Origin of the sequence: Bacillus cereus, assembly GCF_015071065.1 — a bacterium.
Lineage (GTDB): Bacteria > Bacillota > Bacilli > Bacillales > Bacillaceae_G > Bacillus_A > Bacillus_A cereus_BA.
In genome coordinates, this window is sequence record NZ_VOVA01000002.1 from 150,309 (window position 1) to 174,938 (window position 24,630).

Sequence of the window (24,630 nt, forward strand, 5' to 3'; positions counted from 1 at the left end):
TTTGTGTTGTTATGAATATACGAAAAAGGTGTACCCCGTGTTAGAACGGAGTACACCTTTTTCGTATGTTTGTAAGTTTTAGTTCACGGATCTCTCTGTATACTCATAAGCTTTCTCCCCATGCATTGAAATATCAAGCCCCATTTGTTCTTCGTGCTCATCGACGCGAACAGGGAGGAAGAAGTTAATGGCTTTAATAATGGCGTACGTCATTATGATCGTGAATGCATATGTTGCTCCGATTGCTACAAGTTGTTTGAAAAGGAGAGTGGCGTTTCCGTAAAATAATCCGTTAGCACCATCGCTATTGATAGAAGTTGTTGCGAAAAGTCCAGTTGCAATACCGCCCCAAGTTCCTCCGATCCCGTGGCATCCAAAGGCGTCGAGTGTGTCGTCATATCCGAATTTCGTTTTTAAGAAGAAGACAGCGCCGAAGCATAATATACCGCCAATTGCTCCGATAAGCAGAGCGGAGAAAGGTGTAACGAATCCGCAAGCTGGTGTAATAGCGACTAAACCGGAAACTACTCCGCAAGCAGCTCCCATCGCAGTCGGTTTCGATTGGAAGAACCATTCTGAAAGCATCCAAGTTAGTGCTGAGGCAGCAGCGGCTATATTTGTATTAATAAATGCAGTTAAAGCTACGTCATTTAAAGATAATGCACTACCGACGTTAAAACCGAACCAGCCGAACCAGAGTAAGCCTGCGCCTAACATTGTAAATGGTAAATGATGAGGAGAGGTACCGCTTATGTTTTTTCGTTTTCCGAGGAAAATAGCTAATACAAGACCAGCGACGCCGGATGTGATATGAACGACATTACCACCAGCGAAGTCTAGTGCGCCAAGTTCTCTTAGCCATCCGCCAACGCCCCATACCCAATGAGCGACAGGATTGTAAACGATTGTTGTCCAAAGAAGGATAAAAATAAGAAAGGCAGAAAATCGCATTCTTTCGGCGAATGCACCTGAAATTAAAGCGGGAGTTAAAATAGCGAACATGAGTTGGAACATCATAAATAAATTGTGAGGAATAGTAGATGAGTAGTCTGGATTTGGTGCGTAGGTAACTCCGTTTAGACCGAACCAATCGAGATTGCCGATAAGTCCGTGCCAATCTGGTCCGAATGATAAAGAATAACCGATAACAATCCATTGAATCGAAACGATAGCCATTGCGCTATAACTATGCATGGTTGTGCTGAGTACGTTTTTACTGCGAACCATACCTCCATAAAAAAGTGCCAATCCTGGTGTCATCAACATGACCATTACTGTCGTTACAAAAATAAAAACTGTATCTCCCGTATTCATTCTCTCTCCTCCAGTGATGTTAGAAAAAATAACATCTACTTGTTATGTTTCATATCATACTCGAAATAAAAAGAAAAATCAACTAAAAATTCAGAAAACTTTTTAGTTGATGTTAGAAAACCTAACATGATGTATTTTGGAGGAATAAAATCAACGTATGCGATTTGTTTTGAAAATTGGTATAATATTCTTATAATTGGAAGTTTGGGGGATGCGTGTGAAAAAAATATGGACTAAGGAACTATTCATTTGTTTTTGTTTAGCTGTTATTTTGTTTGTACCAGTACATACTTTTGCGGAAGAAAAAAGAGAATGGCGAGATGAAGTTATATATTCCATTATGATTGATCGCTTCAATAACGGAGAACCGAAAAATGACAAACAGTTAGACGTTGGTAATTTAGAAGGGTATCAGGGCGGAGATATACGAGGGATTATAAAAAGATTGGACTACATAAAAGAAATGGGATTTACTACTATTATGCTTTCGCCGCTTTTTGAAAGTGAAAAGTATGATGGATTAGGCATTCGAAACTTTCAAAAAGTAAATGAACATTTCGGAACAGAAAATGATGTGAAAGAGCTTGTAAATGAGGCTCACCAAAAAGGAATGAAAGTTGTCTTTCAATTTCCATATGAAGAAAATGAACAACAATTAATAGACTCGATGAAATGGTGGATAAAAGAAGTCGATTTAGACGGAAGTTATGTGATGCATAGTGAAAAAAAGCCGCGTGGTTTTTGGGATGAAGTGCAAAAAGATTTGCAGACGATAAAGAAAAATTTTCGTATTATGACAGAGGAAGATAATGAATACTATAAAAAAATAGTAGAGTCATTTTCAAAAGCAGATATGTCTGTGAAACCTTTATATGATGTGAGCGGAAAAGAAGAGGAATTCGCTACGTTTTTAGATAATCAAGAAACAAAGCGATTTGCGCGTATCGCAAAAGAAAATATGTATTACCCGCCGTCTCGTTTAAAACTAGCGCTTACTTACTTGTATACATCCCCAGGAATACCGAATTTTTATTACGGAACTGAAATCGCATTAGATGGAGGGGATGCTCCAGATAATAGGCGATTAATGGATTTCAAATCGGATGAAAAGTTTATGCAGCACATAACAAAACTCGGCGAGCTTAGACAAACGAGACCGTCTTTACGACGCGGTACGTTTGAACTTCTATATGATAAAGATGGAATGAGTATACTAAAACGAAAGTATAAAGATGAAGTAACACTAGTAGCGATTAATAATACGAAAGAAACGCAAAAAGTTTCCTTACCTGTAAGTGCAATTGGTGAAAAACAAGAGTTAAGAGGGTTATTGGAAGATGAGATTATAAGAGAAGAAAACGGGCAATTTCATCTCGTTTTAAAGCGCGAAGTGTCGAATGTGTATAAAGTTAGCGAAGAAACCGGTGTGAATTGGTTATTTATCTCCTTAATAGTCGGTGTGAACGTATTATTTATTACTTTTTTAATTGCGGTTAAAAAGAAACGGAAATGAGTAACTCTTCTTTTGGTAGTCCGTTTACAGTTCAAGATGAGGTGAGATATTTGAGGGGAAAGAAGTTGTTCGCTCTATGTTTTTGTCTTCTTATCGTATTCGTAAGTTTGTATTTTTGGGACAACGGTGACGATGGGGAATTTGTTCAGTGGGGCGATAGTGTTCATTCTGTCGATACAGCGGTTCTTAAGAAAAATAATATTAAATACAAAATTGAAAATGATAAAGTGTATATTCGAGAAAAATCATTTGATAAAGCAATATTTTATTGCTCGTAATAAGTATAAAACCTCCTCTGAATAGAGGAGGTTTCTTTTTAGCGATAGTTAATGAACTGTACGTCGATTGGTAAGTCAACGCTGCGAACGGCTGCGATTACTGCTTGTAAGTCATCACGGCTTTTCGCTGTTACGCGTACTTGGTCATCTTGTACTTGTGTTTTTACTTTTAATTTCATTTCTTTAATGATGTTGTTGATTTTTTTAGCGTTATCTTTATCGATACCTTGTTGCAGAGTTGCACGTTGGCGAACAGTGTTACCAGATGCAGTTTCAACTTTTCCGTAGTCCAAGTTTTTAATTGGAACGTTACGTTTTACAAGTTTAGAAATTAGAACGTCTTTTACTTGGTCTAATTTGAACTCGTCATCAGAAGTTAAAACAAGTACTTCTTTTTCTAATTTAATATCACTTTTACTACCTTTAAAGTCATATCGGTTTTGGATTTCCTTTAATGCGATGTTAATTGCGTTTGTTACTTCAGGTAATTCTACTTTCGAAACGATGTCAAAAGAACTCTCTTTTGCCATAGTTAGCACCTCCAAATAAATTTCTATCTTTTCATGCACCTAAATAGGCTATGTAATATACATATTAAAGTATAGCGGAAAATACATGGATTAGATAGAGTGTTGCAACTTAAGTGTTTTGACTAATCACCCGTAGGGTAATATAGTCCTATAGATACAGTCTTTATTTAATTATAGTGAATTTTGGGCAGTTGGACAAATAAAGGAAAAATCGTGTTATAATTAACTTTTGTTTGGAATGATAAAAAAGATAACTTTATATATATAGAAGGGAATTAAAAAATATGTATTTGCAATTAGGATCGATTGAACAGGTAACTGTTTTACGCGAAACGGAAATCGGATATATGGTTGGAAACGAAGAGGAAGAAATCTTCCTACATAAAAACGAATTAGCTGGAGAAATTGCAGAAGGCGACACGATTGATGTATTCTTATACCTTGATCACCAAAATCGTATTTCAGCAACAATGAAGGAACCAATTATTACAACACATGATTGGAATTGGGTAAAGGTTGTAGAAGTTATTCCTAGTTTAGGTGTGTTTGTTGATATTGGTGTATCAAAAGATATACTAATTCCACTTGATGAGTTTCCAATTTATATGCCAGTATGGCCAGAAGCAGGCGACGAATTATATTGTACGTTAAAATTAACGAATCGTGATCGTTTAATTGCTCTTCCGGCAAGAGATAGTGATATGCAAGAAATTATCGTAGATGCAACGCCATCTATGCGTAATAAAAACGTAAATGGACGTGTGTATCGCTCACTTCAAGTTGGTTCATTCATACTAACTGATGAGCATTTCCGTGCTTTCTTACACCATACAGAAAGAAAAGAACAAGTCCGCATCGGTGAGCGCGTAACAGGCCGTATTATTGACGTAAAAGACGACGGTACAATTAACATTTCACTTCTTCCTCGTAAAGAAGAAGGAATGGAAGATGATGCAGCAGTACTTTATGCATATATGGAAGAACGAGGCGGAGCGATGCCGTTTTGGGATAAGAGCAGCCCAGAAGACATTAAAGAACGTTTCAATATGAGTAAGGCTGCATTTAAGCGTGCACTTGGTAAAATGATGAAAGAAGAGAAGATTTACCAAGAAGAAGGCTGGACTTACTTTAAGAAATAAAGTGAATTAGAAAGAACTATCTTTTCTCTAAGTTTATTAGGGGAGGGGTAGTTCTTTTTGCGTTCAGTAAAAATTGAGAGGTGGGCGAAAATTTGCAAGATAATCTACTAGAACAGTTAATAGAAAGTCTTTCAGTATGATCCTCCGAAAAGGAACTGGAGATGTTAGCAGTGGAGATAGAGTTAGATCACATCAATTGGCATTATAAAAGCTTGAAGAAAAAGTTGAAAATATTGATGAGAGAATAAAAAACAGGAGGCCGTCTCCAAAAGGTATTTTGGAACAGTCTCCTCTCCATTAATTAGGTTGTAATTATTGTCAGTTTTGTAGGTAAATCGATATATTCGAAAAATCGCTCATATAATTTCATTTACCCGCCGTAATGTTCAAAAATTTTGTACTCTCATTTTTTATTTCCCTTACTAAAAAAGATGAGAAAATGTATCTTTCAAGTCACTCTCATTTATTTTAATATCCGCCTTTTTTAATTCATCTTGTAATAATTTTTGACCGAAGGAAGCGTCGGCAATACGTTCTTCTTCTAAGTCTTTACGTATAGAGTTTTTCACTTCATCGTAAGGTTTTAAATCTTTTTTATCAGTTAGTTTAATAATGTGATAGCCGTTTGGTGATTTAACGGGATTGCTAATTTGGCCGGGCTTTAATTTGTAGGCAGCTTTTTCAAATTCAGGTGTCATTTTGCCTGCCCCGAAGTATCCGAGGTCTCCGCCATTATCTTTTGATGCTAAATCTTGAGATTCTTGTTTTGCTAATTCTTCAAATGAAGTGCCGGTATCCAATTTCTTCTTTATTTCTTTTGCTTCATTTTCGTTACTTACTAAAATATGACTAGCTTTAATTTCTGGTTTATAGTGGTCTTTCACATCTTTTTCTGTAACGCTTTGTTTAATCGCTTCATTCAATGCAAGTTTGAATCTAATTTGATTTTTGAAATCTTCTTCATCTTTTAAACGATTATTTTCTAGTGTTGCTTTGAATTGTTCTCCATATTGATCTTTTGCTTTTTCTACTTCTTTATCCACTGCATCATCAGATACTTTATATTTTTTAGTAATAACATCTTGTGCTATCATTTCGTATAGCGTGTCTTTTCCGTATCGATCTTTCAATTGTTTTTCGAAATCGCTCTTCGTAATGGTAGAGTTTGTTGTTGTAGCGATTGTGGCCGAGTCATTTTTTTGCCCGCAAGCCGATAGCATTAATATACTTATTAGTGCAGTGATAATGAATATACTTTTTCCTCTCATGCTAACACCTCATCCGAATATGTTATCGCTATTGTAGAATATAGAAGTGAACATGAAGTGAATTTTTAATGTTTTTTTCCTGTAAAATGTAAAAAAAGTACATCAACATTAACGTTGATGTACGATGTAATCAAAGGTGATTAGTTTTCTTAGAATATGCACGTTTTCCTTGCTGAATATTTTTTTGCTCTTGTTCATTTTTTTGAGTGCGCTTTGCATTATTGTCGCGTGCTTTTTTGTCGTTATCGCTCGTATGTGGCATATGTATCAACTCCATTTCTAAACGTTGTATGTTTATCATTTCCTTTTTCGTAAAGACTATGTATAGCGTGCATTCATGAATACTAAAGGTGGATTAGAAATGGATTTGAAGCTGAATTATACTGAACTTATTAAGAAGTTAGTCGTTGTGATTATTGCTGGTTTATTAAATGCGATTGGGATGAATTTATTTTTAACACCAGCGAAAGTATATGCGAGTGGTTTTGCTGGATTGTCTCAATTATTATCGCAAATATTAGGTGACTTTTTATCCATTCATATATCTACGGGTGTATTGTTTAGTTTATTTAATATTCCCGTCGTTATTTTAGCGTGGAAAAAGGTTGGAAAGGCTTTTACGTTTTTTAGTTTTCTCTGTGTTATATTTATGACTTTGTTTTTAGAAATTATCCCAGTTAGAGCGGTTTCGAATGATATAATATTGAATGCGATTTTTGGTGGTATTATTTCAGCGATTGGGGTAGGAATTGCTTTAAAGTGGGGTGCTTCTACAGGTGGCCTGGATATTATCGCCATGATTTTATCAAAGATAAAAGATAAGCCTGTCGGCACGTATTTTTTCTTCTTTAATGCACTTATCATTATCGCTGCTGGCTATGTGTATGGATGGGAAAAAGCATTATATACTTTAGTCACTTTGTATATATCAACGAGAATTATTGATGCGATTCATACCCGTCATGTGAAGATTACGGCATTAATTATTACAAAGAACGGGGCAGATGTGCGAAAAGCGATTCACTCTCGCTTAGTGAGAGGGATTACCACTATACCAGCAACAGGTGCTTATACAAATGAAAATAAAGAAATGTTAATGATTGTTATTACTCGTTACGAGTTGTACGAATTGGAGAGGGTTATTAAACAAGTGGACCCAGGTGCATTTACAAATGTACTGCAAACGGTCGGAGTGTTTGGGTTATTTCGAAAAGATTAAAGAGGACCAAAGCTGGTCCTCTTTTTTAATGCGAATTCGTAATGTTTTGCAATTGCTCCTGCATTTCGCGTAGCTGAACTTTTTCAGCAGTTGAAGAGTTTGCATAAGCAGAGTGCAAAGAATTTTTTGCTCTATAAACGAGTTCCTGTTGCTCGGTACCACTTGAACAAGAAACGGCACTTACAACAGCGTCTCTAGCTTGTTGGAATAGTAAGTTTCCCATTAAACCCCTCCAAACGAAGAGTTACTTCTCGCTTTTTCTGCCTCAGCTAATGTACCTCTGTACGGGAATCTTGCATCATGCTTCATAACAGCATCGGCTCCTTGTTGGATAAAACGTTTTGATTTGTTCTTTTTACCCATTCGAAAAACCCCCTTTATTTAGCTGAAAACAATTGACGCGCTTTCTCTTGCGTCTAATTATAGTATGAGCAGTTTGCGGGAAACTATAAGTAGGGAATTTTTAGATTACAACCCAAGAACCTCTTCTAAATATAGGGCAATACCGTCTTCTTCATTCGTTAATGTTGTATGATTTGCGAGTGATTTTAATTCAGGAATCGCATTACCCATTGCAATTCCATGACCAGCAAATTCGATCATTTCAAAGTCGTTATCCTCGTCACCGAAAGCGATGATTCGCTCTTTTGGAATATTGTAATGACTTGAAATTTTTTGTAATCCGACAGCTTTATTTAGTCCGCTTTTCACAATTTCAATAATTGGCCAAGGCGCACCCCATTTTCTATGGTCGATGACTTCAGCATGCATATCTGTTAAATGTTGCCGAATTGCAGCAGAATGCTCGTCATGTGCATCGATTAATAAGCAAGTTGGATGGTCGTTTAAAATATTTAATAAATCTCCTGTGAAAATCTTTGGAGAACCGAATTCAAAAATATGTTTTTTATCTTCATCAATTTCACGGACATACACATCATCGATGACTTCAGCATAGACATTTTTCACGCCGAAATCAAAGCAAGCTCGGACGATTTCTTGCGCTGTTGAAAGTTCAAGAGGAGAGTGATGTGTTCCCCAACTTGAATCGAGAGGGTGATGCACGTAAGCTCCATTAAAGTTTACGATTGGTGTGTTAAGGCTAAGTTCTTTATAATAATCGTAACTAGCGCGGAATGGACGCCCTGTTGAAATAACGACAATATGTCCTTGTTCTTTTGCTTTTGCAATTGTGTTTTTCGTTCGTGGAGAAATTATTTTGTTGTCTGTTAATAAAGTTCCGTCTAAGTCTAAAGCGATTAAATGTTGTTTGTTCATAATTTCACCTCTTATAATAATTTTTTTGTTTCTATCTGTATTTCCGTTTTTAATATGCAGAAATAAGAGGTTAGACTGGGTGAAACTACTGTAGATGAAAGTTTCACTATATATCCATCTTACGTCGCGAAGCGCTGTGGTGTCTACTATTTCTCGTTGGAAATTAGGAAAAGTCAACGTTTTTTTAGAAAGTTCAAACAATGTTTCTTTCATTATGTACAATTTGTGAAAAGGGTTACATTGTTTGAATGATGCGACTTATAATGAACATGTAATCTTCTCGTATATGTTTGACTCTCCTTTGAAACTGGCCTAGACTTAGGTTGGTTTCTTTTTTTTCAACAAATATACCAATAATTCCTGCTTAAGCTTGTGTAATTATATATATGTACATGAGTAAACGGTAGTACTTGTTTCCTAAACATGACAGAAAAGCTTTCTTTTAAAATGGATATACTAATGAGGCAAGACGTCATGGAAGGAGAATGGAAATGGGACAAAATCGTAGGTTTCGTTCAGGGCAAAAGGCACCAAATGATGGCATTTACGTAGAAATTGGTGAAACGGGAAGTATGGTGAAAGATCCACAAATGGTGAAATTAACTGCCGGGGAAAGGTTTCCGGAGAATGCAAATCATAACCGTCAGTGGACATATAAAAGAAAACCGTAACAGAAGCCGCAATCGTTATTGCGGCTTTTTTTGATTAGGAAAATGAATGTTACTGTTTTCTTTTTCCAATAATAAGTTTGAACTACATAAGTAAAATTATTGTATAAAAAAGTCAGTTGGCGTATAATCAAATCAAAGGTCAAAGAAAGTCAAACATTTGGAGGGCTGTAAAGATGGACTTAAATCAAATGACAACGAAAACACAGGAAGCGATTATGAGTGCTCAATCTTTAGCGGTATCTCATCATCATCAAGAAGTAGATACTGTTCATCTATTGTTTACGTTATTAGAGCAGCAAGACGGATTAACAGTACGTATTTTTCAAAAAATGAATGTCGATATAGAAGCGTTAAAACAAGGTGTAGAAAGTTTAATTAAGAAAAAGCCTTCTGTAACTGGAAGCGGGGCAGAGGCAGGGAAATTATATATAACAGGTGCTTTGCAACAACTGCTTGTAAGAGCAGGGGCTGAAGCGGAGAAATTGCAAGATGATTACATTTCAGTCGAACATGTATTGCTTGCTTTTTCTGAAGAAAAAGGCGATATAAATCAATTATTTACAAAATTTTATATTACGAAAGATAACTTATTACAGTCTTTAATGACAGTTCGGGGGAATCAAAGAGTGACTAGTCAAAATCCAGAAGTAACTTATGAAGCGTTAGAAAAATATGGCCGTGATTTAGTGGCTGAAGTAAGAGCGGGGAAAATTGATCCTGTAATTGGCCGAGATAGTGAAATTCGCCGCGTGATCCGCATTCTTTCACGCAAAACGAAAAATAACCCTGTTTTAATCGGAGAGCCAGGTGTTGGTAAAACAGCAATTGTTGAAGGATTAGCACAGCGTATTGTGAAAAAAGATGTCCCAGAAGGATTAAAAGATAGAACAATTTTCGCTTTAGATATGAGTGCACTTGTAGCCGGAGCAAAATTCCGCGGTGAGTTTGAAGAGCGTCTGCAAGCTGTATTAAATGAAATTAAAAAGAGTGAAGGCCGCATTTTATTATTCATTGATGAACTTCATACAATTGTCGGCGCTGGTAAAACAGAAGGAGCGATGGATGCAGGAAATATGTTAAAACCAATGCTAGCGCGTGGTGAACTGCATTGTATCGGGGCAACGACATTAGATGAATATCGTAAATATATTGAGAAAGATCCAGCGCTAGAAAGACGTTTCCAACAAGTATTAGCAGAAGAACCAACTGTTGAAGATACAATTTCAATTTTACGTGGTTTAAAAGAGCGTTTTGAAATTTATCACGGTGTAAATATTCATGACCGCGCGATTGTAGCAGCATCTGTTTTATCTGATCGATATATTTCAGATCGTTTCTTACCAGATAAAGCGATTGACCTTGTTGATGAAGCTTGTGCAACAATTCGAACAGAAATTGATTCCATGCCAACAGAATTAGATGAAGTAACGCGCCGCATTATGCAGCTGGAAATTGAAGAAGCTGCTCTTGGAAAAGAAAAGGACTTAGGTAGTCAAGAGCGCCTAAAAACATTGCAACGTGAATTATCGGATTTAAAAGAAGTTGCAAGTAGTATGAGAGCGAAATGGGAGAAAGAAAAAGAAGACATTCATAAAGTGCGTGACTTACGTGAACATTTAGAGCGCTTGCGCCGTGAGTTAGAAGAAGCGGAAGGAAATTACGACTTAAATAAAGCAGCTGAGCTTCGCCACGGGAAAATTCCAGCTATCGAAAAAGAGTTAAAAGAAGCGGAAGAGATGGGTGCACATAATAAACAAGAGAATCGTTTATTACGCGAGGAAGTAAGTGAAGAAGAAATTGCAGACATTGTTTCAAGGTGGACTGGTATTCCTGTCGCAAAACTCGTTGAAGGTGAACGTGAGAAATTATTACGTCTTGAACAAATTTTGTCAGAGCGTGTTATTGGTCAAGAGGAAGCGGTAAGCCTTGTATCAGACGCAGTACTTCGTGCTCGCGCTGGCATCAAAGATCCGAATCGTCCAATTGGTTCATTCATTTTCTTAGGCCCTACAGGTGTTGGTAAAACTGAGCTTGCAAAAACGTTGGCACAAACGTTATTTGACAGTGAAGAGCAAATGATTCGTATCGATATGTCGGAGTATATGGAGAAACACGCAGTGTCACGCTTAATTGGTGCGCCTCCTGGATATGTTGGGTATGAAGAAGGCGGACAATTAACAGAAGCAGTAAGACGTAAACCGTATTCTGTTATTTTGTTAGATGAAATCGAAAAAGCACATCCAGAAGTATTCAACATTTTATTACAAATGTTAGACGATGGACGTATTACAGATTCACAAGGACGTACAGTAGACTTTAAAAACACGGTTATTATTATGACTTCAAATATTGGATCTGCTCACTTATTAGAAGGGCTAGAAGAAGATGGTTCTATTAAAGAAGAGTCAAGAGAACTTGTAATGGGACAATTAAAAGGACATTTCCGACCAGAATTCTTAAACCGCGTTGATGAAATTATTTTATTCAAACCTCTTACAAGGAATGAAATTAAAGGTATTGTTGATAAGATTGTACAAGAATTACAAGGGCGTTTAGCAGATCGCCACATATCATTAGAATTGACGGAACCTGCAAAAGAATTTGTTGTAGAAGCTGGATTTGATCCGATGTACGGAGCTCGTCCGTTAAAACGATACGTACAGCGTCAAGTTGAAACGAAATTAGCGAGAGAATTAATTGCAGGAACGATTACTGACAATAGTCACGTAGTGGTCGATGTTGAAAATAACGAATTAGTTGTTCATGTAAAGTAAAAAAAGAGTTCGGATAAAATCCGGACTCTTTTTAGTGTTGTTCTACTGGCTCGTTTGGAATCGCAGCTGCAATCGCTAATACTAATACCGCAAGAACAACTGAGAAAATAGACGCTTGGTTAAAATCGTATGTACCACCAGTCATAGAGCCGATTACATAGCTCATCATATGTACAAGTGCGAACGACCAAATTAATGCCCAAATGAAACGCATATTTTACACCTCTATTCGTTCAATCTGTCCTTATTGTAACACAATTGAAAAAAGAATATAGAAAAATATTTGTAGATTTTTCAACGCAAATTTGCATTCTGTTCATACATTATAAAAGAGTACTTTTATACGTTTAGAAAATAAGGCGGGGGAAAAATGAGTATTACGGAACGTTTTTTTTACTTAGAAAAAGAGCCATGTGTAATTTATTTGCCGGAAAAGCCAAATGGATTTTCTGTTATGCTCCTAGGAGATTATAACTATTTTATTGAGAATGGTACAAGTTTATGGACACAGCATGCAGGGAGAGCTTATTTTTTGCAGGGCCTTATTGAAAAAGGCTATACGGTCTTTTCATCTAACTTATATGGAAGGCATTGGGGGAACGATCGAGCTGTTCGTCTAGCAAAACGTTTGTATGATGTCGTTCTAAGAAAAGAGACATTGAATGCGAAAATGCACATTATGGCAGATGGTATGGGAGCGCTTGTAGCACTGGAGATGATGAACAAATACCCTGAATGTATACGTTCTGTCGTTATGTTAAATCCGTGTTTAGATTTACCAGAATATGTGGAGTTTGAGAAAGAGCATAAGTTTTTTTACAAAAGATTAGTGAGGGAATTAAGTTTGGCGTATGATTCCAAAGAAGAAGAATTAGAATCAAAAATAAATAAGAAATCATTTGCACTTCTTCCGTCTTGTGTACCTGTTAAAATTTTCGTCTCAACACAGGAAAAAAGAGGAAGAAAACAATTGTTACGTAAATACGAGAAAATGAGGCAATTCAATCAATGCGATATTTCTGTTTTATTCCATCTGCAAGATGTGAAATATAAAATGGTTAGACAAACGACGGATTTCTTTAAAAAATATGAAGAAGAATTGTGAAGCTCCCATATACATAAATGAGGAGCTATTTGTTTCAAGGGGAAAGGGTTGGTGGTATGAAAAGCGTGCTGATTATAGGTGCACTTACGTTTGTAGGTTATCACCTTGTGAATAAAATGATTGCAGAAGAAGTAGAAGTATATGGTCTTGATTTTGATGAATTTGATAGCATGACAAAAATTAATGAAGAGAAATTATTGTTGATTGGACGAAATGCGTTATTTACGTACTATTCTATAAGGGATGAAGACGGATGGCGATCGATAGAGGAAGAGAGTTTCGATACAGTTTATTTTTGCTTGTATGAGCCGAATCAGCAAAGTGGATTTCGAAATGAAAGGGTCATATTACAATATTTAAAACGGATTGTAAGAATGTGTGAAAAAAATAAAGTAAAGTTAAATTTAATTTCTTCTATTGAAATAGGGAGCACTGAAGACACCGAAAACAAACGTGTATTTTCGAAAGTGGAAGAAGGCTTAAAAAAAGGAGAGTTACAATATAATGCATATCGAGTTCCTACATTATATGGGCCGTGGCAACCGTCGTTTATGATGTATCATCAACTCATATTATCAGAATTCGATGAAAAAGAGTGCCATTGTATAAATGGAGAAAGAGGAAGCGATTTACTTTACGTTGAAGATGTATGTGAATACTTATGGGAAAATGGAACGAATGTAAAGTGCCTCGGTGTATGTAACTTACTTAGCGGAAAAGAAGCGTTATGGGAAAAAGGTATGGCCTTGTTGCATGCAGATGATAAAGTAAATAAAAAAAATGTGGAAGTAAGGGATGAAGCTGTAGAGGTTATTTCTATTCAAAAAAATACACCCGTAGAATTCGGTTTAAATAAACAATTGGCACATATGAAAAAATATAAAGAGTTATACGAAGGGTAGCGCGCGTGTTAAACTATTGTATGGATAATTGAAAAGCTTTAATGGAGAGGAAGAGATTACATGAACGAAAAAAGTATGCAATTTTTACAAATCGCAATGAAGCATTTACCAGAAGCTAAGGCAATTTTAGATTCTAATGGAATTGCACTTGATATGGAGAAAGCGCAGCCAGTGTTAGAGCTATTGATGAAAGTAATGGATGAAGCATATGAGCTTGGGAAAGCGGATAAAGAATAAAACAAAAACAAAAACAAAATCCTTCTTTTTTGATGGGAGAGAGGCTCGAACCGTGAGTAGAGGCGGTTAGGGCCTTTTTTAGTCTCGAGCAGGGTAAAACCAGAGATATGATGATGTTAAAGGAGAAGAATATGAGGGGAACATCCTAGTTTAGAAGGGAAGCGGGAAATCAAATCCTTCTTTTTTGATGGGAGAGAGGCTCGAACCGTGAGTAGAAGCGGTTAGGCCTCTTTTAGTCTCGAGCGGGGTAAGACCAAAAGAATGGGGAAGTTTATCTTTTGAAAGGGCAGGAATTTTTTTGTTGCTTTTAATGAAAAATAAAGTCAATCATACGTTGGTTTAATTTTTTTAGCTGAAATATATTCTAGACAAAAGTACATTTATGTTTTAAAATTAGTACCAAGTCATAATAATTGATATAAAATGGAGGGCTGCGATGTGAACGTAGGCATTTTAGGGATCGGAAGATATGTGCCAGAAAAAGTAGTCACAAATCACGATTTAGAGAAAATCGTAGATACATCTGATGAATGGATTCGTACGAGAACGGGAATTGCAGAAAGACGCATTGCCGATGATACAATAGATACTTCATATATGGCGGTAGAGGCTTCTAAAAAAGCACTTGAAGATGCCGGGATTAGCGGAGAGGATATCGATCTTATTTTAGTGGCAACGGTAACGCCAGATCGCGCATTCCCAGCAGTAGCTTGTGTAATCCAAGAAGCAATTGGCGCAAAACACGCAGCCGCAATGGATTTAAGTGCAGCGTGTGCTGGCTTTATGTACGGAATGATTACAGCGCAGCAATTTATTCAAACGGGAACTTATAAAAATGTATTAGTAGTTGGTAGTGACAAACTATCTAAAATTGTAGACTGGAACGATCGAAATACAGCAGTACTATTTGGGGACGGAGCAGGTGCTGTCGTAATGGGAGCTGTTTCGGAAGGAAAAGGTGTACTTTCCTTTGAATTAGGAGCGGACGGAAGTGGCGGTAAGCATCTTTATCAAGACGAGTATGTTATGATGAACGGCAGAGAAGTCTTTAAATTTGCTGTTCGCCAACTTGGTGATTCCTGTCTTCGCGTGTTAGAAAAAGCGGGACTTACGAAAGAGGATGTGGACTTCTTAGTACCACATCAAGCGAATATTCGTATTATGGAATCTGCAAGAGAAAGATTAAATTTACCGAAAGAAAAGATGAGTATGACAATTGAAAAGTTCGGTAATACATCGGCTTCTTCAATTCCAATTGCAATGGTAGAGGAATTGCAAAATGGACGTATTCAAGATGGTGATTTAATTATACTAGTCGGTTTTGGCGGCGGGTTAACATGGGGAGCAGTAGCTCTTCGTTGGGGTAAATAAGGACTGAGAGAAAAAAAGGAGTGTATTTTGTATGGAAAAAAAGAGGGTCGTAATTACAGGATTAGGTGCTGTTACACCGATCGGAACAGATGTTGAAACAGCTTGGGAAAACATTAAAAAGGGTGTATCTGGAATCGGACGACTTACAAGAATTGATCCGGAACTATTTCCAGCAAAAGTAGCAGCAGAAATTAACGACTTTGAAGTCGAAAAATATATAGATAAAAAAGAAGCGCGCCGTATGGACCGCTTTACGCAATATGCAGTAGCAGCAGCGAAAATGGCAGTTGCGGATGCAAAGCTTGAAATTACAGAAGAAAACGGACCTCGAATTGGTGTATGGATTGGTTCTGGTATTGGTGGTATGGAAACATACGAAGAACAATTTAAGATTTTTACTGAAAAAGGTCCGCGCCGCGTGAGCCCATTCTTCGTACCAATGATGATTCCAGACATGGCAGCAGGCCAAGTATCGATTGCTACAGGAGCGAAAGGGATTAATACTTGCTCTGTAACAGCTTGTGCATCTGGAGCAAACTCAATTGGTGATGCATTTAAAGTAATTCAGCGCGGTGATGCTGATGCAATGATAACGGGCGGAGCAGAAGCACCATTAACAAGCATGGCATTCGCTGGATTTAGTTCAGCGAAAGCATTAACATTTAATGAAGATCCAGCAACTGCTTGCCGCCCATTCGATAAAAATCGTAGCGGTTTCGTAATGGGTGAAGGATCAGGAATTCTTATTCTTGAAGAATTAGAGCACGCATTAGCACGTGGTGCTCACATTTATGCGGAAATTGCTGGTTATGGTGCAACTGGTGATGCGTTCCATATTACAATGCCTGCTCCTGGCGGTGAAGGCGGAGTTCGTGCGATGCGTCAAGCTTTAGCTGATGCAGGTCTAGAGCCAGAAGATATTGATTACATTAATGCGCACGGTACAAGTACAGATGCAAATGAAAAGTACGAAACGATGGCAATTAAAGAAACTTTCGGTGAGTATGCATATAAAGTAGCGATTAGCTCAACGAAATCAATGACAGGTCATTTATTAGGAGCAGCTGGTGCTGTTGAAGCGATCTTCTCTATTAAATCAATCACAGACGGAGTGATTCCTCCGACGATTAACTATGAAACACCAGATCCAGAATGTGATTTAGATTACGTACCAAATACAGCGAGACATCAAGAAGTGCGAGCTGTATTAAGTAATTCATTAGGATTCGGTGGTCATAACGCAGTATTAGTATTTAAAGCATATAAGTAATATGTACAATAAGGTGTCTTTTCGTAAAGTACTACGAAAAGACACCTTATTTATTTTTTATCACCTTTACGTTCCTTTCTTTTTTGCATATACATAAGAAAAAGGAGGGATGAAGGTGGGGGTTGTTGAAACGGCAGAATGGTTACATCTGTATTATGGACGCCCAGAGAAGCTTTGTGAGAAATTTACAAAGTATATTCCATTGCCAAAAGAGAGGTTGTATCGCTTTTTAATCTCTAAAGGTATGTATCGCCCAGTAATGCGGGGGGAGCAGGAAATTAAAGAGTTAGAGAAGAAAGAAATTTGGAAAGAACTTAGTATGGAGTATGAAAAATTAAAAAGTTGGTTAAAAGGTCCAGATGTCCCTATCTTTATTTTATTATCAGACTCATATAATCGAACTGTACAAGAGGAATATAACGGGAAGGCTGGTTTATCTATGCGTCACGTTATTTTCTTATTCGTATGTGGACGGAATTCAATAGAGGAACTAAAAGCTTTATTAACGCATGAATACCACCATATATGTAGATTACATCAAATTGAGACGAAAGAAACAGAGTATACATTACTAGATACGATGATTATGGAAGGATTAGCTGAGCAAGCTGTGTATGAAAGGTATACAGAAAAAAGATGTGCACCGTGGACTACTTACATTTCAAAAGAAGATGCTATTTATTATTGGAGAAATTCAATACAAGAACGAATCGATGTAAAGAGAGGTACGAGGGAGCATGATATTTTATTAAATGGATTGCACTCGTATCCGAAAATGCTTGGCTATGCACTTGGATTTCATATTGTGAAAGACTGTGTAGCATTTGAAGGAGAAAATACACTTTCATTATTATCTATAGATGCGAAAGAAATATTGAATAAAGCAAATACATTTCATATTTCATAAAAAAACAGGAGAGCTATCTCCTGTTTTTTTATATTATAGAAGAAAAAATAATAATTAGAATATATTTCCTCAAGTGGAATAAAGTTAAGCAAAAATGAACATAATGATTGGTACAAACCTTAGTGAAGTGAGGGGTAGAGAATGTTATATCTGCATGATGTATGGGTAAATTGGTTTGAAGGTGAAGAGAATGGGTATAACGTTTGTCATTTTTACGAATGGCGAAAAGATGATACGATTGAGCTATTAGATCAAGTGCCATTATTAAAAGTAGATTCCACATTATATCATTACATCGAGGACGAATTGTTAGAGCTTCCGCAAAAGTTATTGGAAGACGTACATCATAAGGCTTATATTCGTAAAAATCACGAACGTTTGCAACAAGAGTATTGCTTTGTTGTTACAGATGGAAAAGGAATTATTGCGGTTGATTCAATCGGCTATAATGTACCAATTCGAAAAAGTAGGCTAATACCTCGTCAAGAACAGATGGTATATGAGATGGTAGAAAATGTGGGAGCAGAAAAGTATGAGTTCCAAGTGGAAGAGATTGAAAAAGAACATCACATTTTATCGCCGTCGCCTTACATTATGAACGGCCTAACTCGTAAAGAAAGACAGTTAAAACAATTATTATTTATGGCGTTAGATCAATTACATACAACGAAAAATCCAGCTGAAATTCGCTATTGGTTCACAGAGTGGGATCCATCAGCGTACGGAATGGTCCAACATATGGAGTTTGAAGATGTTTGGGTTAAACTTTATGATGAAGCGAAAACTGGATGGTCTGAGAAGCACGAGCAATTATGTGAGCGCCTTGTAAAAGGACAGCCATTTTTTGAAAAGTTATGGGAAATGGAAAATGAGCAGAAGGTAAATTAAAAAAACCGCCAATTGGCGGTTTTTTAATTTGGAATCGGCAAGAATGTTCGATGGCTTCGCGCCTTCCTGCGAGGCAAAAAACGCCTCTACGTCAGGAGCTCCATCCACCTCACATTCTGAACGAGCCGCTTCCGCTTTATATGTTACCTACGTTTTCTGCTTAGTCCCATTGCATTTTCTACTTTGCGTAGTTGTTTGAATGCAACGCGGTTTGCTTTTTCGGCACCTTTGTCTAGAATTTCGTCTAGTTCTGGTGAGTTGATTAGTTCGTTATATTTGTCTTGGATTGGGCGAATTGCTTCTACGACTACTTGTGCTAGGTCACCTTTGAAGTCACCGTATCCTTTTCCTTCGTACATTGCTTCTATTTCTTCTACTGTTTTTCCTGAGAATGAAGAGTAGATTGTTAATAAGTTAGAGATTCCAGGTTTGTTTTCTTTATCAAATTTCACGATACCTTCAGAGTCAGTTACGGCACTTTTAATTTTCTTTTCGATTGTTTTTGGCTCATCAAGCATACTGATTATTGATTTTGGATTCGGATCAGATTTACTCATTTTTCTTGTAGGTTCTGTTAATGACATAACGCGAGCTCCTACTTTTGGAATGCGAATTTCAGGCATTGTGAAGATTTCACGGTAACGTTTGTTGAAACGCTCTGCTAGGTCGCGTGTTAGTTCGATATGTTGTTTTTGGTCGTCGCCAACCGGTACGATTTCTGTGTTGTAAAGTAAAATATCAGCAGCCATTAATGGTGGATATGTAAGTAATCCAGCTGGAACTGAATCTCTACCAGATGATTTGTCTTTATATTGTGTCATACGTTCTAATTCTCCAACGTATGCAACAGATTGCATAATCCATCCTAATTGAGCGTGTGCCGGTACTTCTGATTGTACAAATAAAGTAGCTTTTTCAGGATCGATACCGCATGCAACGTATAGCGCAGCAAGGCTGCGGATGTTTTTGCGAAGCACTGCAGGGTCTTGAGGTACTGTAATCGCATGTTGGTTTACAATACAGAAATAACAGTCGTGTTCGTTTTGAAGCTCTGTAAATTGCTTCATAGCGCCTAAATAGTTTCCAAGTGTAATTGTTCCGCTTGGCTGAATACCAGAAAAGATAACTGACATAAGTAATTCCTCCTAAAATTGAATGTGCGATGGGGAAGAGAAGGCATACAAAAAAGCCCATTCATCCCAAATTACATAGGGACGAATGGACCGCGGTACCACCCTAATTATTTCACAGCTGTGAAATCTCTCAAGATCCATAATAACGTCTGGATATAACGCCAAAGCCTACTACTTTCGGTTCGGTTTGGTGCTCAAAAGCCCATTCCATACTGTACAATTACTTGTTCACACCAGCCACAAGCTCTCTGAAATTGCCTCAATATGTACTCTTCTTTATCATCGCATACATATAAATTTATTTATTGTTAACTGAGCTCTTTTATATGAAAGAACTAAAGTTTTATAACAAAATGTTTTGCTGATTATTATATCATATGGAATAGTGTTTGCAAACTACATCAAAATAGTAAAGCTAATGAGGATCGAGAACAACCCAAGTATGATACCGGTAATACAAATCGGATACGTCCATTTGAATGAATATGTTTTATAAATACGTTCTTTCTTATCGATAGGTTCCTCTGCTTCTTCAATTAAAGAGTCAATTTTTTTATTCGTACCAAATACTCTTTGGAATGCGTAAATTGTTACGTTAAAAAATCCATTTTGAAAGATGAATAAAAAACCACCTATAAGAATAAAAAACAATGCAATATAGAATGAAATGTTGACAAAATTCAACAAAAATTGAGATGAAACGAGGAATGCGCCCACACTAGAAGCGATTATCGCAACAAAAAATAGTATACAAGTATGAAAAAAAACTTTATTCAAAATATTCCCCTCCGTCAAAATATTACTAGAATTATTATACTATAAAAGTTATAATAAGTAATATAAATAATTTTTTGAAAATTATACGCAATTGAGGTTTTAATTTCAATATGATGGTAGCAATGTTAATGTATCCCTTTACAAAAAATTAAAAATATAAACATTTTATTAAAAATTTTAACAAAAAAATAAAAAACTATATTCACAATCGTCATATTATATGTATAATGAAAATTGTAGAAACTTGGAGATTATTCTTTCAATTCTGTTTTTCTACAAGTGAGGGTACAGGAAGTGCAATTAGGGGAGGCAACACAACATGAAGAAAAAGATACCGTTATTACTTGCATCAACTTTGACTGCAAGTATGTTGCTTGGCGCGTGTAGCTACCAGAAAGAGGACGCTAAAGCAAAAGGAAAAGAAAACACTACTAGTAGTAGTAACGGAAAACAGATTCTTAATTTAACAGAGTTATCTGAAATCCCATCAATGGATGCATCGTTAGCATCAGATTCTGCATCTTCAACAGCATTAAATAATACGATGGAAGGTTTATATCGTACTGGCAAAGATCAAAAGAGAATGCCTGGGATTGCTGAAGATGTTCAAAAGCTAGATGATGGGAAGAAATACATATTTAAATTAAGAAAAGATGCGAAATGGTCGAATGGGGAACCTGTAACAGCGAAAGACTTTGTGTATTCATGGAAAAGAGCAGTAAATCCAGATACAAAAGCGACGTATTCGTACATTATGTTCGATATTAAAAATGCAGAAAAAATTCATAAAAAAGAATTACCTGCTGACCAATTAGGTGTAAAAGCGATTGATGATTATACATTAGAAGTGGAATTAGACAATCCCGTTCCTTATTTTATTGATTTAACAGTTTATCCAGTGTTTTACCCACTAAATGAGAACTTTGTGAAATCACAAGGTGATAAGTTTGGTTTAGAGGCAAATACAACATTATATAACGGGCCATTCGTTATGAGTGATTGGAAACATGAACAAAGCTTCCAATTTAAGAAGAACCCATCGTATTGGGATAACAAGACGGTTAAAATCGAAGAGATAAATTTCAATATTGTGAAAAATACATCAACTGATGTAAATTTATATGAGACAAATGCGATTGATCGTGCGGTTCTAACATCGGAATTTGTTGATAAATTTAGACAAACTCCAGAGTTCCAAACACGAAAAGAAGCTGGAGTTGCCTATTTAAGATTTAATCAAAATAATAAGTATTTGAGTAATAAAAACTTAAGAAAAGCAATTTCAATGTCCTTTGACCGTGATAACATTGCAAAAGTTATTTTAAACAACGGCGCAATCGGTGCTTACGGATTTGTTGGAAAAGATTTCGCTGAAGGTCCGAATAAAAAAGACTTCCGTGCTGAAAATGGAAAGCTAGTTGAAACGGATTCAAAAGAAGCGAAAAAACTTTGGGAAACAGCAAAGAAAGAGCTGGGCACTGATAAAATTGAACTAGAATTCTTAAGCTTCGATAATGAAGATGCGAAAAAAATTGGCGAATTCTTAAAAGGTGAGATGGAAAAGAACTTACCTGGTTTAACGATCAAAATTAAACAGCAGCCATTCGCGCAAAAAAATAAGTTAGAAGACTCTCAGGAATATGATATGGCGTTTGGTATTTGGGCTCCAGACTTCCCAGATCCAGTCTCATATTTAGATATGTTTGTTACGAATGGTTCACAAAATAAAACAGGATATTCTAATCCGAAATATGATGAGCTAATTCTAAAAGCAAAAACAGATACAAAAGATTTACAAGCTCGCTGGAACAACCTTTTAGAAGTAGAGAAAATATTAATTAAAGAGGATGCAGTTATTGCTCCGATCTTCCAAAAAGGTTCAGCATATGTGGTAAAAGGTGCCGTAAAAGATATTATCCCAATTAACTATGGTGGTAAATTAACTTACAAATGGGCATCTGTTGAACAAAAATAATCTTTTTTCCATCGTTTACAAGGGTATATGCCTATGATGGGCATGTGCTCTTATTTTAAAAAAATAAAAGTAAGAATATTTTAAACTATCTTATTGCTTTTGAGAAAAACGGGGAGGTGCTTGACTATGGGACGTTACGTATTAAAACGTTTCGTGTACATGGCTTTGACATTATTTTTAATTACTACACTGACTTTCTTCTTGATGAAATTACTTCCGGGTTCTCCGCTGAAAAACCAGGAGAAGTTATCACCGGCACAAAAAGAAATCATTCTTGAAAAATATGGTTTAAATGATCCAGTACCAGTTCAATATGCACGTTACTTAGGTAACTTAGCAAAGGGTGATTTAGGGGTATCATTCCAATATGATAACCGCCCAGTAACAGATATGATTGTGGATCGCATTGGACCATCAGCACAACTTGGTTTACAAGCGATTATATTAGGGACATTTATCGGGTTAATTTTAGGAATCGTTGCGGCACTCCGGAATAATACATGGGTCGATTATGGGGCGACAATTATTTCCGTACTCGGTATGTCGGTACCATCATTCGTATTCGCCGCATTACTACAATATTTCGTAGGGGTAAAACTTGGTTGGTTCCCAGTAGCATTTTGGAAAGGACCGGAGTTTACAGTAATGCCTACAATTGCCTTATCGATGGCAGTTATCGCAACAATCGCACGTTTCGCTCGTGCAGAGTTAATTGAGGTTATGCAAGCTGACTACATTTTAACAGCGAAAGCGAAAGGAATTAGCCAAGGCGTTATCATTATCAAGCATGCACTGCGTAACGCATTAATTCCAGTTGTAACAATTTTAGGACCAATGGTTGCAGGATTAATTACAGGGACACTAGTTATTGAGCAAATTTACGCTGTACCTGGACTTGGGGAACAATTCGTTAAATCGATTACAGTGAATGACTATACAGTTATTATGGGAACTACAATTTTCTATAGTGCGATCTTCATCTTAGTTATTTTCATTGTCGATATTTTATACGGAATTATTGATCCTCGTATTCGTTTAGCGGGAGGGAAAAAATGATGAAAGATGTACAAAAATTATCTCCAGATTTATTTCAACTAGCCAATCAAAGTAATGTTGATAATGAAGTCATTGCCCGTCCAAGCTTAACGTTTTGGCAAGATGTAAGAAGGCGTTTGTTCCAACATAAAGGTGCAATGTTTGGTTTCGTATTATTAATGCTTATTGTACTACTAGCAATTTTTGGACCGATGGTAAGTAAGCATTCTTATAAAGAGCAGGATTTAGGTCGCGCGAAAATGCCACCGAAAATTCCAGTGATTGAAAATGTTCATTGGCTACCATTTGACGGTACAGATCAATATGGTGTTGACCAATATGAAAAACGTGATATTAAAGAGTACTTCTGGTTTGGTACAGATGACCTTGGCCGTGATTTATGGACAAGAACATGGGAAGGTACACGAGTATCATTATATATCGCTCTTTTAGCAGCAGCGATTGACTTAGTAATTGGGGTTGCATACGGAGGTATTTCAGCCTTCTATGGCGGCAGAGTAGATAATATTATGCAACGTATTATGGAGATTATTAACGGTATTCCATACTTAATCATCGTTATTTTAATGGTAATCATTATGGGATCAGGTATTTGGTCAATTACACTTGCGATGGCAATTACAGGTTGGATAGGGATGTCGCGTATCGTTCGTGGACAGATCCTAAAATTAAAAAACCAAGAATATGTATTAGCATCTCGTACATTAGGGGCAACGAATACACAGTTAATTGTGAAGCACTTAATTCCGAACGTAATGGGACCAATTATCGTAATGACAATGTTTACAATTCCAACAGCGGTATTTGGTGAAGCATTCTTAAGCTTCATCGGACTAGGCATTCAGCCACCATTCGCATCACTTGGTTCTCTTGTAAACGATGGTTATAAATCAATTCAAACGTATCCACATATGATGTTCATCCCAGCGGTTGTCATCAGTATGTTAATCTTAGCGTTCAACTTAATAGCGGATGGATTACGCGACGCGTTAGATCCAAAAATGCGTAAGTAAAAGAGGGGAGAA

26 protein-coding genes and 1 other annotated feature are annotated in these 24,630 nt (G+C 36.6%); of the genes, 16 read left to right on the forward strand and 10 right to left on the reverse strand.

Annotated features, from left to right (window positions below; translation table 11 throughout):
• Positions 1-78: 78 nt before the first annotated feature.
• Complete coding sequence (locus tag FT637_RS06710; RefSeq protein ID WP_193645645.1) at positions 79-1,314, reverse strand: ammonium transporter; 1,236 nt, start codon at positions 1,312-1,314, stop codon at positions 79-81.
• Between the two features lie 211 nt (positions 1,315-1,525).
• Here FT637_RS06710 and FT637_RS06715 point away from each other — a divergent pair, with 211 nt between their 5' ends.
• Both FT637_RS06715 and FT637_RS06720 read left to right on the forward strand, forming a co-directional pair.
• Complete coding sequence (locus FT637_RS06715; RefSeq protein WP_193645646.1) at positions 1,526-2,827, forward strand: alpha-amylase family glycosyl hydrolase; 1,302 nt, start codon at positions 1,526-1,528, stop codon at positions 2,825-2,827.
• Positions 2,828-2,877: 50 nt separating this feature from the next.
• Positions 2,878-3,105, forward strand: coding sequence for a hypothetical protein (locus FT637_RS06720; protein WP_193646230.1), 228 nt, complete (start codon positions 2,878-2,880; stop codon positions 3,103-3,105).
• A gap of 38 nt (positions 3,106-3,143) precedes the next feature.
• Here the strand turns inward: FT637_RS06720 and FT637_RS06725 are convergent, their stop codons facing one another.
• A complete protein-coding gene (locus FT637_RS06725) occupies positions 3,144-3,635 on the reverse strand; it encodes a YajQ family cyclic di-GMP-binding protein (protein ID WP_002030284.1) in 492 nt (163 codons plus the stop codon).
• 284 nt (positions 3,636-3,919) lie between these two features.
• Here FT637_RS06725 and FT637_RS06730 point away from each other — a divergent pair, with 284 nt between their 5' ends.
• Positions 3,920-4,774 (forward strand): S1 RNA-binding domain-containing protein, encoded by an 855-nt coding sequence (locus FT637_RS06730; RefSeq protein ID WP_193645647.1) that lies wholly within the window; start codon positions 3,920-3,922, stop codon positions 4,772-4,774.
• Positions 4,775-5,196: 422 nt separating this feature from the next.
• On the opposite strand, the gene prsA is transcribed toward FT637_RS06730, so the two are convergent.
• Complete coding sequence (prsA, locus tag FT637_RS06735) at positions 5,197-6,042, reverse strand: peptidylprolyl isomerase PrsA (protein ID WP_193645648.1); 846 nt, start codon at positions 6,040-6,042, stop codon at positions 5,197-5,199.
• A 130-nt stretch (positions 6,043-6,172) separates the two neighbouring features.
• Positions 6,173-6,304 (reverse strand): DUF3941 domain-containing protein, encoded by a 132-nt coding sequence (locus FT637_RS06740; protein WP_016113760.1) that lies wholly within the window; start codon positions 6,302-6,304, stop codon positions 6,173-6,175.
• 99 nt (positions 6,305-6,403) lie between these two features.
• Between FT637_RS06740 and FT637_RS06745 the strand changes: the two genes are divergently transcribed.
• Positions 6,404-7,261: a YitT family protein gene (locus FT637_RS06745; RefSeq protein ID WP_193645649.1), complete on the forward strand. Its 858-nt coding sequence runs from the start codon at positions 6,404-6,406 to the stop codon at positions 7,259-7,261.
• A gap of 25 nt (positions 7,262-7,286) precedes the next feature.
• Here FT637_RS06745 and FT637_RS06750 read toward each other — a convergent pair whose 3' ends face one another.
• The 3 genes from FT637_RS06750 to FT637_RS06760 all read right to left on the reverse strand — a co-directional run bounded on the left by FT637_RS06750 (position 7,287) and on the right by FT637_RS06760 (position 8,539).
• On the reverse strand, positions 7,287-7,484 hold the full coding sequence (locus FT637_RS06750; protein WP_193645650.1) for a DUF3813 domain-containing protein: 198 nt from the start codon (positions 7,482-7,484) through the stop codon (positions 7,287-7,289).
• The gene (locus tag FT637_RS06755) at positions 7,484-7,624 is read right to left on the reverse strand and encodes a hypothetical protein (RefSeq protein ID WP_000516816.1); all 141 of its coding nucleotides are present in this window, start codon (positions 7,622-7,624) and stop codon (positions 7,484-7,486) included. The genes FT637_RS06750 and FT637_RS06755 overlap by 1 nt, the downstream gene beginning before the upstream one ends.
• Before the next feature lie 105 nt (positions 7,625-7,729).
• Positions 7,730-8,539 carry a Cof-type HAD-IIB family hydrolase gene (locus FT637_RS06760; protein ID WP_193645651.1) on the reverse strand — a complete coding sequence of 270 codons (810 nt, stop codon included), beginning with the start codon at positions 8,537-8,539 and terminating at the stop codon, positions 7,730-7,732.
• A 491-nt stretch (positions 8,540-9,030) separates the two neighbouring features.
• Between FT637_RS06760 and FT637_RS06765 the strand changes: the two genes are divergently transcribed.
• The gene (locus FT637_RS06765; protein ID WP_002117000.1) at positions 9,031-9,210 is read left to right on the forward strand and encodes a YjzC family protein; all 180 of its coding nucleotides are present in this window, start codon (positions 9,031-9,033) and stop codon (positions 9,208-9,210) included.
• Positions 9,211-9,383: 173 nt separating this feature from the next.
• Positions 9,384-11,984, forward strand: coding sequence for an ATP-dependent chaperone ClpB (gene clpB, locus FT637_RS06770; RefSeq protein WP_193645652.1), 2,601 nt, complete (start codon positions 9,384-9,386; stop codon positions 11,982-11,984).
• A 31-nt stretch (positions 11,985-12,015) separates the two neighbouring features.
• Here the strand turns inward: clpB and FT637_RS06775 are convergent, their stop codons facing one another.
• Positions 12,016-12,198, reverse strand: a complete 183-nt coding sequence (locus tag FT637_RS06775) for a YjzD family protein (RefSeq protein WP_001211111.1) — start codon at positions 12,196-12,198, stop codon at positions 12,016-12,018.
• Between the two features lie 156 nt (positions 12,199-12,354).
• Here FT637_RS06775 and FT637_RS06780 point away from each other — a divergent pair, with 156 nt between their 5' ends.
• The 7 genes from FT637_RS06780 (at position 12,355) to FT637_RS06810 (ending at position 18,664) form a co-directional block, all read left to right on the forward strand.
• Complete coding sequence (locus tag FT637_RS06780) at positions 12,355-13,089, forward strand: alpha/beta hydrolase (protein ID WP_193645653.1); 735 nt, start codon at positions 12,355-12,357, stop codon at positions 13,087-13,089.
• Positions 13,090-13,118: 29 nt separating this feature from the next.
• On the forward strand, positions 13,119-13,991 hold the full coding sequence (locus FT637_RS06785; RefSeq protein WP_193645654.1) for an NAD-dependent epimerase/dehydratase family protein: 873 nt from the start codon (positions 13,119-13,121) through the stop codon (positions 13,989-13,991).
• A 60-nt stretch (positions 13,992-14,051) separates the two neighbouring features.
• Positions 14,052-14,228, forward strand: a complete 177-nt coding sequence (locus FT637_RS06790; protein ID WP_193645655.1) for a ComZ family protein — start codon at positions 14,052-14,054, stop codon at positions 14,226-14,228.
• Positions 14,229-14,666: 438 nt separating this feature from the next.
• Positions 14,667-15,599: a beta-ketoacyl-ACP synthase III gene (gene fabH, locus FT637_RS06795; protein WP_193645656.1), complete on the forward strand. Its 933-nt coding sequence runs from the start codon at positions 14,667-14,669 to the stop codon at positions 15,597-15,599.
• Between the two features lie 31 nt (positions 15,600-15,630).
• Positions 15,631-16,869 carry a beta-ketoacyl-ACP synthase II gene (gene fabF / locus FT637_RS06800; RefSeq protein ID WP_193645657.1) on the forward strand — a complete coding sequence of 413 codons (1,239 nt, stop codon included), beginning with the start codon at positions 15,631-15,633 and terminating at the stop codon, positions 16,867-16,869.
• 115 nt (positions 16,870-16,984) lie between these two features.
• Positions 16,985-17,776, forward strand: coding sequence for a DUF2268 domain-containing protein (locus FT637_RS06805; RefSeq protein ID WP_193645658.1), 792 nt, complete (start codon positions 16,985-16,987; stop codon positions 17,774-17,776).
• A 141-nt stretch (positions 17,777-17,917) separates the two neighbouring features.
• Complete coding sequence (locus FT637_RS06810; protein WP_193645659.1) at positions 17,918-18,664, forward strand: YjbA family protein; 747 nt, start codon at positions 17,918-17,920, stop codon at positions 18,662-18,664.
• A gap of 143 nt (positions 18,665-18,807) precedes the next feature.
• On the opposite strand, the gene trpS is transcribed toward FT637_RS06810, so the two are convergent.
• Positions 18,808-19,797, reverse strand: coding sequence for a tryptophan--tRNA ligase (trpS, locus tag FT637_RS06815; protein ID WP_193645660.1), 990 nt, complete (start codon positions 19,795-19,797; stop codon positions 18,808-18,810).
• A gap of 74 nt (positions 19,798-19,871) precedes the next feature.
• Positions 19,872-20,089 (reverse strand) — a binding site (T-box leader).
• Positions 20,090-20,193: 104 nt separating this feature from the next.
• The gene (locus FT637_RS06820; protein WP_193645661.1) at positions 20,194-20,574 is read right to left on the reverse strand and encodes a DUF3899 domain-containing protein; all 381 of its coding nucleotides are present in this window, start codon (positions 20,572-20,574) and stop codon (positions 20,194-20,196) included.
• 319 nt (positions 20,575-20,893) lie between these two features.
• Here FT637_RS06820 and FT637_RS06825 point away from each other — a divergent pair, with 319 nt between their 5' ends.
• The 3 genes from FT637_RS06825 to opp3C all read left to right on the forward strand — a co-directional run bounded on the left by FT637_RS06825 (position 20,894) and on the right by opp3C (position 24,618).
• Complete coding sequence (locus FT637_RS06825; protein ID WP_193645662.1) at positions 20,894-22,549, forward strand: peptide ABC transporter substrate-binding protein; 1,656 nt, start codon at positions 20,894-20,896, stop codon at positions 22,547-22,549.
• A gap of 126 nt (positions 22,550-22,675) precedes the next feature.
• Positions 22,676-23,605 (forward strand): oligopeptide ABC transporter permease, encoded by a 930-nt coding sequence (gene opp3b, locus FT637_RS06830; RefSeq protein WP_000534165.1) that lies wholly within the window; start codon positions 22,676-22,678, stop codon positions 23,603-23,605.
• A complete protein-coding gene (gene opp3C, locus FT637_RS06835) occupies positions 23,602-24,618 on the forward strand; it encodes an oligopeptide ABC transporter permease (RefSeq protein WP_193645663.1) in 1,017 nt (338 codons plus the stop codon). The genes opp3b and opp3C overlap by 4 nt, the downstream gene beginning before the upstream one ends.
• Positions 24,619-24,630 lie beyond the last annotated feature (12 nt).

What these genes read in the sequence shown, in the direction of transcription:
- FT637_RS06710 (WP_193645645.1), bottom strand. Translation starts at nt 1,314, where the DNA reads ATGAATACGGGAGATACAGTTTTTATTTTTGTAACGACAGTAATGGTC.
- FT637_RS06715 (WP_193645646.1), top strand. Translation starts at nt 1,526, where the DNA reads ATGCGTGTGAAAAAAATATGGACTAAGGAACTATTCATTTGTTTTTGT.
- FT637_RS06725 (WP_002030284.1), bottom strand. Translation starts at nt 3,635, where the DNA reads ATGGCAAAAGAGAGTTCTTTTGACATCGTTTCGAAAGTAGAATTACCT.
- FT637_RS06730 (WP_193645647.1), top strand. Translation starts at nt 3,920, where the DNA reads ATGTATTTGCAATTAGGATCGATTGAACAGGTAACTGTTTTACGCGAA.
- prsA (WP_193645648.1), bottom strand. Translation starts at nt 6,042, where the DNA reads ATGAGAGGAAAAAGTATATTCATTATCACTGCACTAATAAGTATATTA.
- FT637_RS06740 (WP_016113760.1), bottom strand. Translation starts at nt 6,304, where the DNA reads ATGCCACATACGAGCGATAACGACAAAAAAGCACGCGACAATAATGCA.
- FT637_RS06745 (WP_193645649.1), top strand. Translation starts at nt 6,404, where the DNA reads ATGGATTTGAAGCTGAATTATACTGAACTTATTAAGAAGTTAGTCGTT.
- FT637_RS06750 (WP_193645650.1), bottom strand. Translation starts at nt 7,484, where the DNA reads ATGGGAAACTTACTATTCCAACAAGCTAGAGACGCTGTTGTAAGTGCC.
- FT637_RS06755 (WP_000516816.1), bottom strand. Translation starts at nt 7,624, where the DNA reads ATGGGTAAAAAGAACAAATCAAAACGTTTTATCCAACAAGGAGCCGAT.
- FT637_RS06760 (WP_193645651.1), bottom strand. Translation starts at nt 8,539, where the DNA reads ATGAACAAACAACATTTAATCGCTTTAGACTTAGACGGAACTTTATTA.
- FT637_RS06765 (WP_002117000.1), top strand. Translation starts at nt 9,031, where the DNA reads ATGGGACAAAATCGTAGGTTTCGTTCAGGGCAAAAGGCACCAAATGAT.
- clpB (WP_193645652.1), top strand. Translation starts at nt 9,384, where the DNA reads ATGGACTTAAATCAAATGACAACGAAAACACAGGAAGCGATTATGAGT.
- FT637_RS06775 (WP_001211111.1), bottom strand. Translation starts at nt 12,198, where the DNA reads ATGCGTTTCATTTGGGCATTAATTTGGTCGTTCGCACTTGTACATATG.
- FT637_RS06780 (WP_193645653.1), top strand. Translation starts at nt 12,355, where the DNA reads ATGAGTATTACGGAACGTTTTTTTTACTTAGAAAAAGAGCCATGTGTA.
- FT637_RS06790 (WP_193645655.1), top strand. Translation starts at nt 14,052, where the DNA reads ATGAACGAAAAAAGTATGCAATTTTTACAAATCGCAATGAAGCATTTA.
- fabF (WP_193645657.1), top strand. Translation starts at nt 15,631, where the DNA reads ATGGAAAAAAAGAGGGTCGTAATTACAGGATTAGGTGCTGTTACACCG.
- FT637_RS06810 (WP_193645659.1), top strand. Translation starts at nt 17,918, where the DNA reads ATGTTATATCTGCATGATGTATGGGTAAATTGGTTTGAAGGTGAAGAG.
- trpS (WP_193645660.1), bottom strand. Translation starts at nt 19,797, where the DNA reads ATGTCAGTTATCTTTTCTGGTATTCAGCCAAGCGGAACAATTACACTT.
- FT637_RS06825 (WP_193645662.1), top strand. Translation starts at nt 20,894, where the DNA reads ATGAAGAAAAAGATACCGTTATTACTTGCATCAACTTTGACTGCAAGT.
- opp3b (WP_000534165.1), top strand. Translation starts at nt 22,676, where the DNA reads ATGGGACGTTACGTATTAAAACGTTTCGTGTACATGGCTTTGACATTA.
- opp3C (WP_193645663.1), top strand. Translation starts at nt 23,602, where the DNA reads ATGATGAAAGATGTACAAAAATTATCTCCAGATTTATTTCAACTAGCC.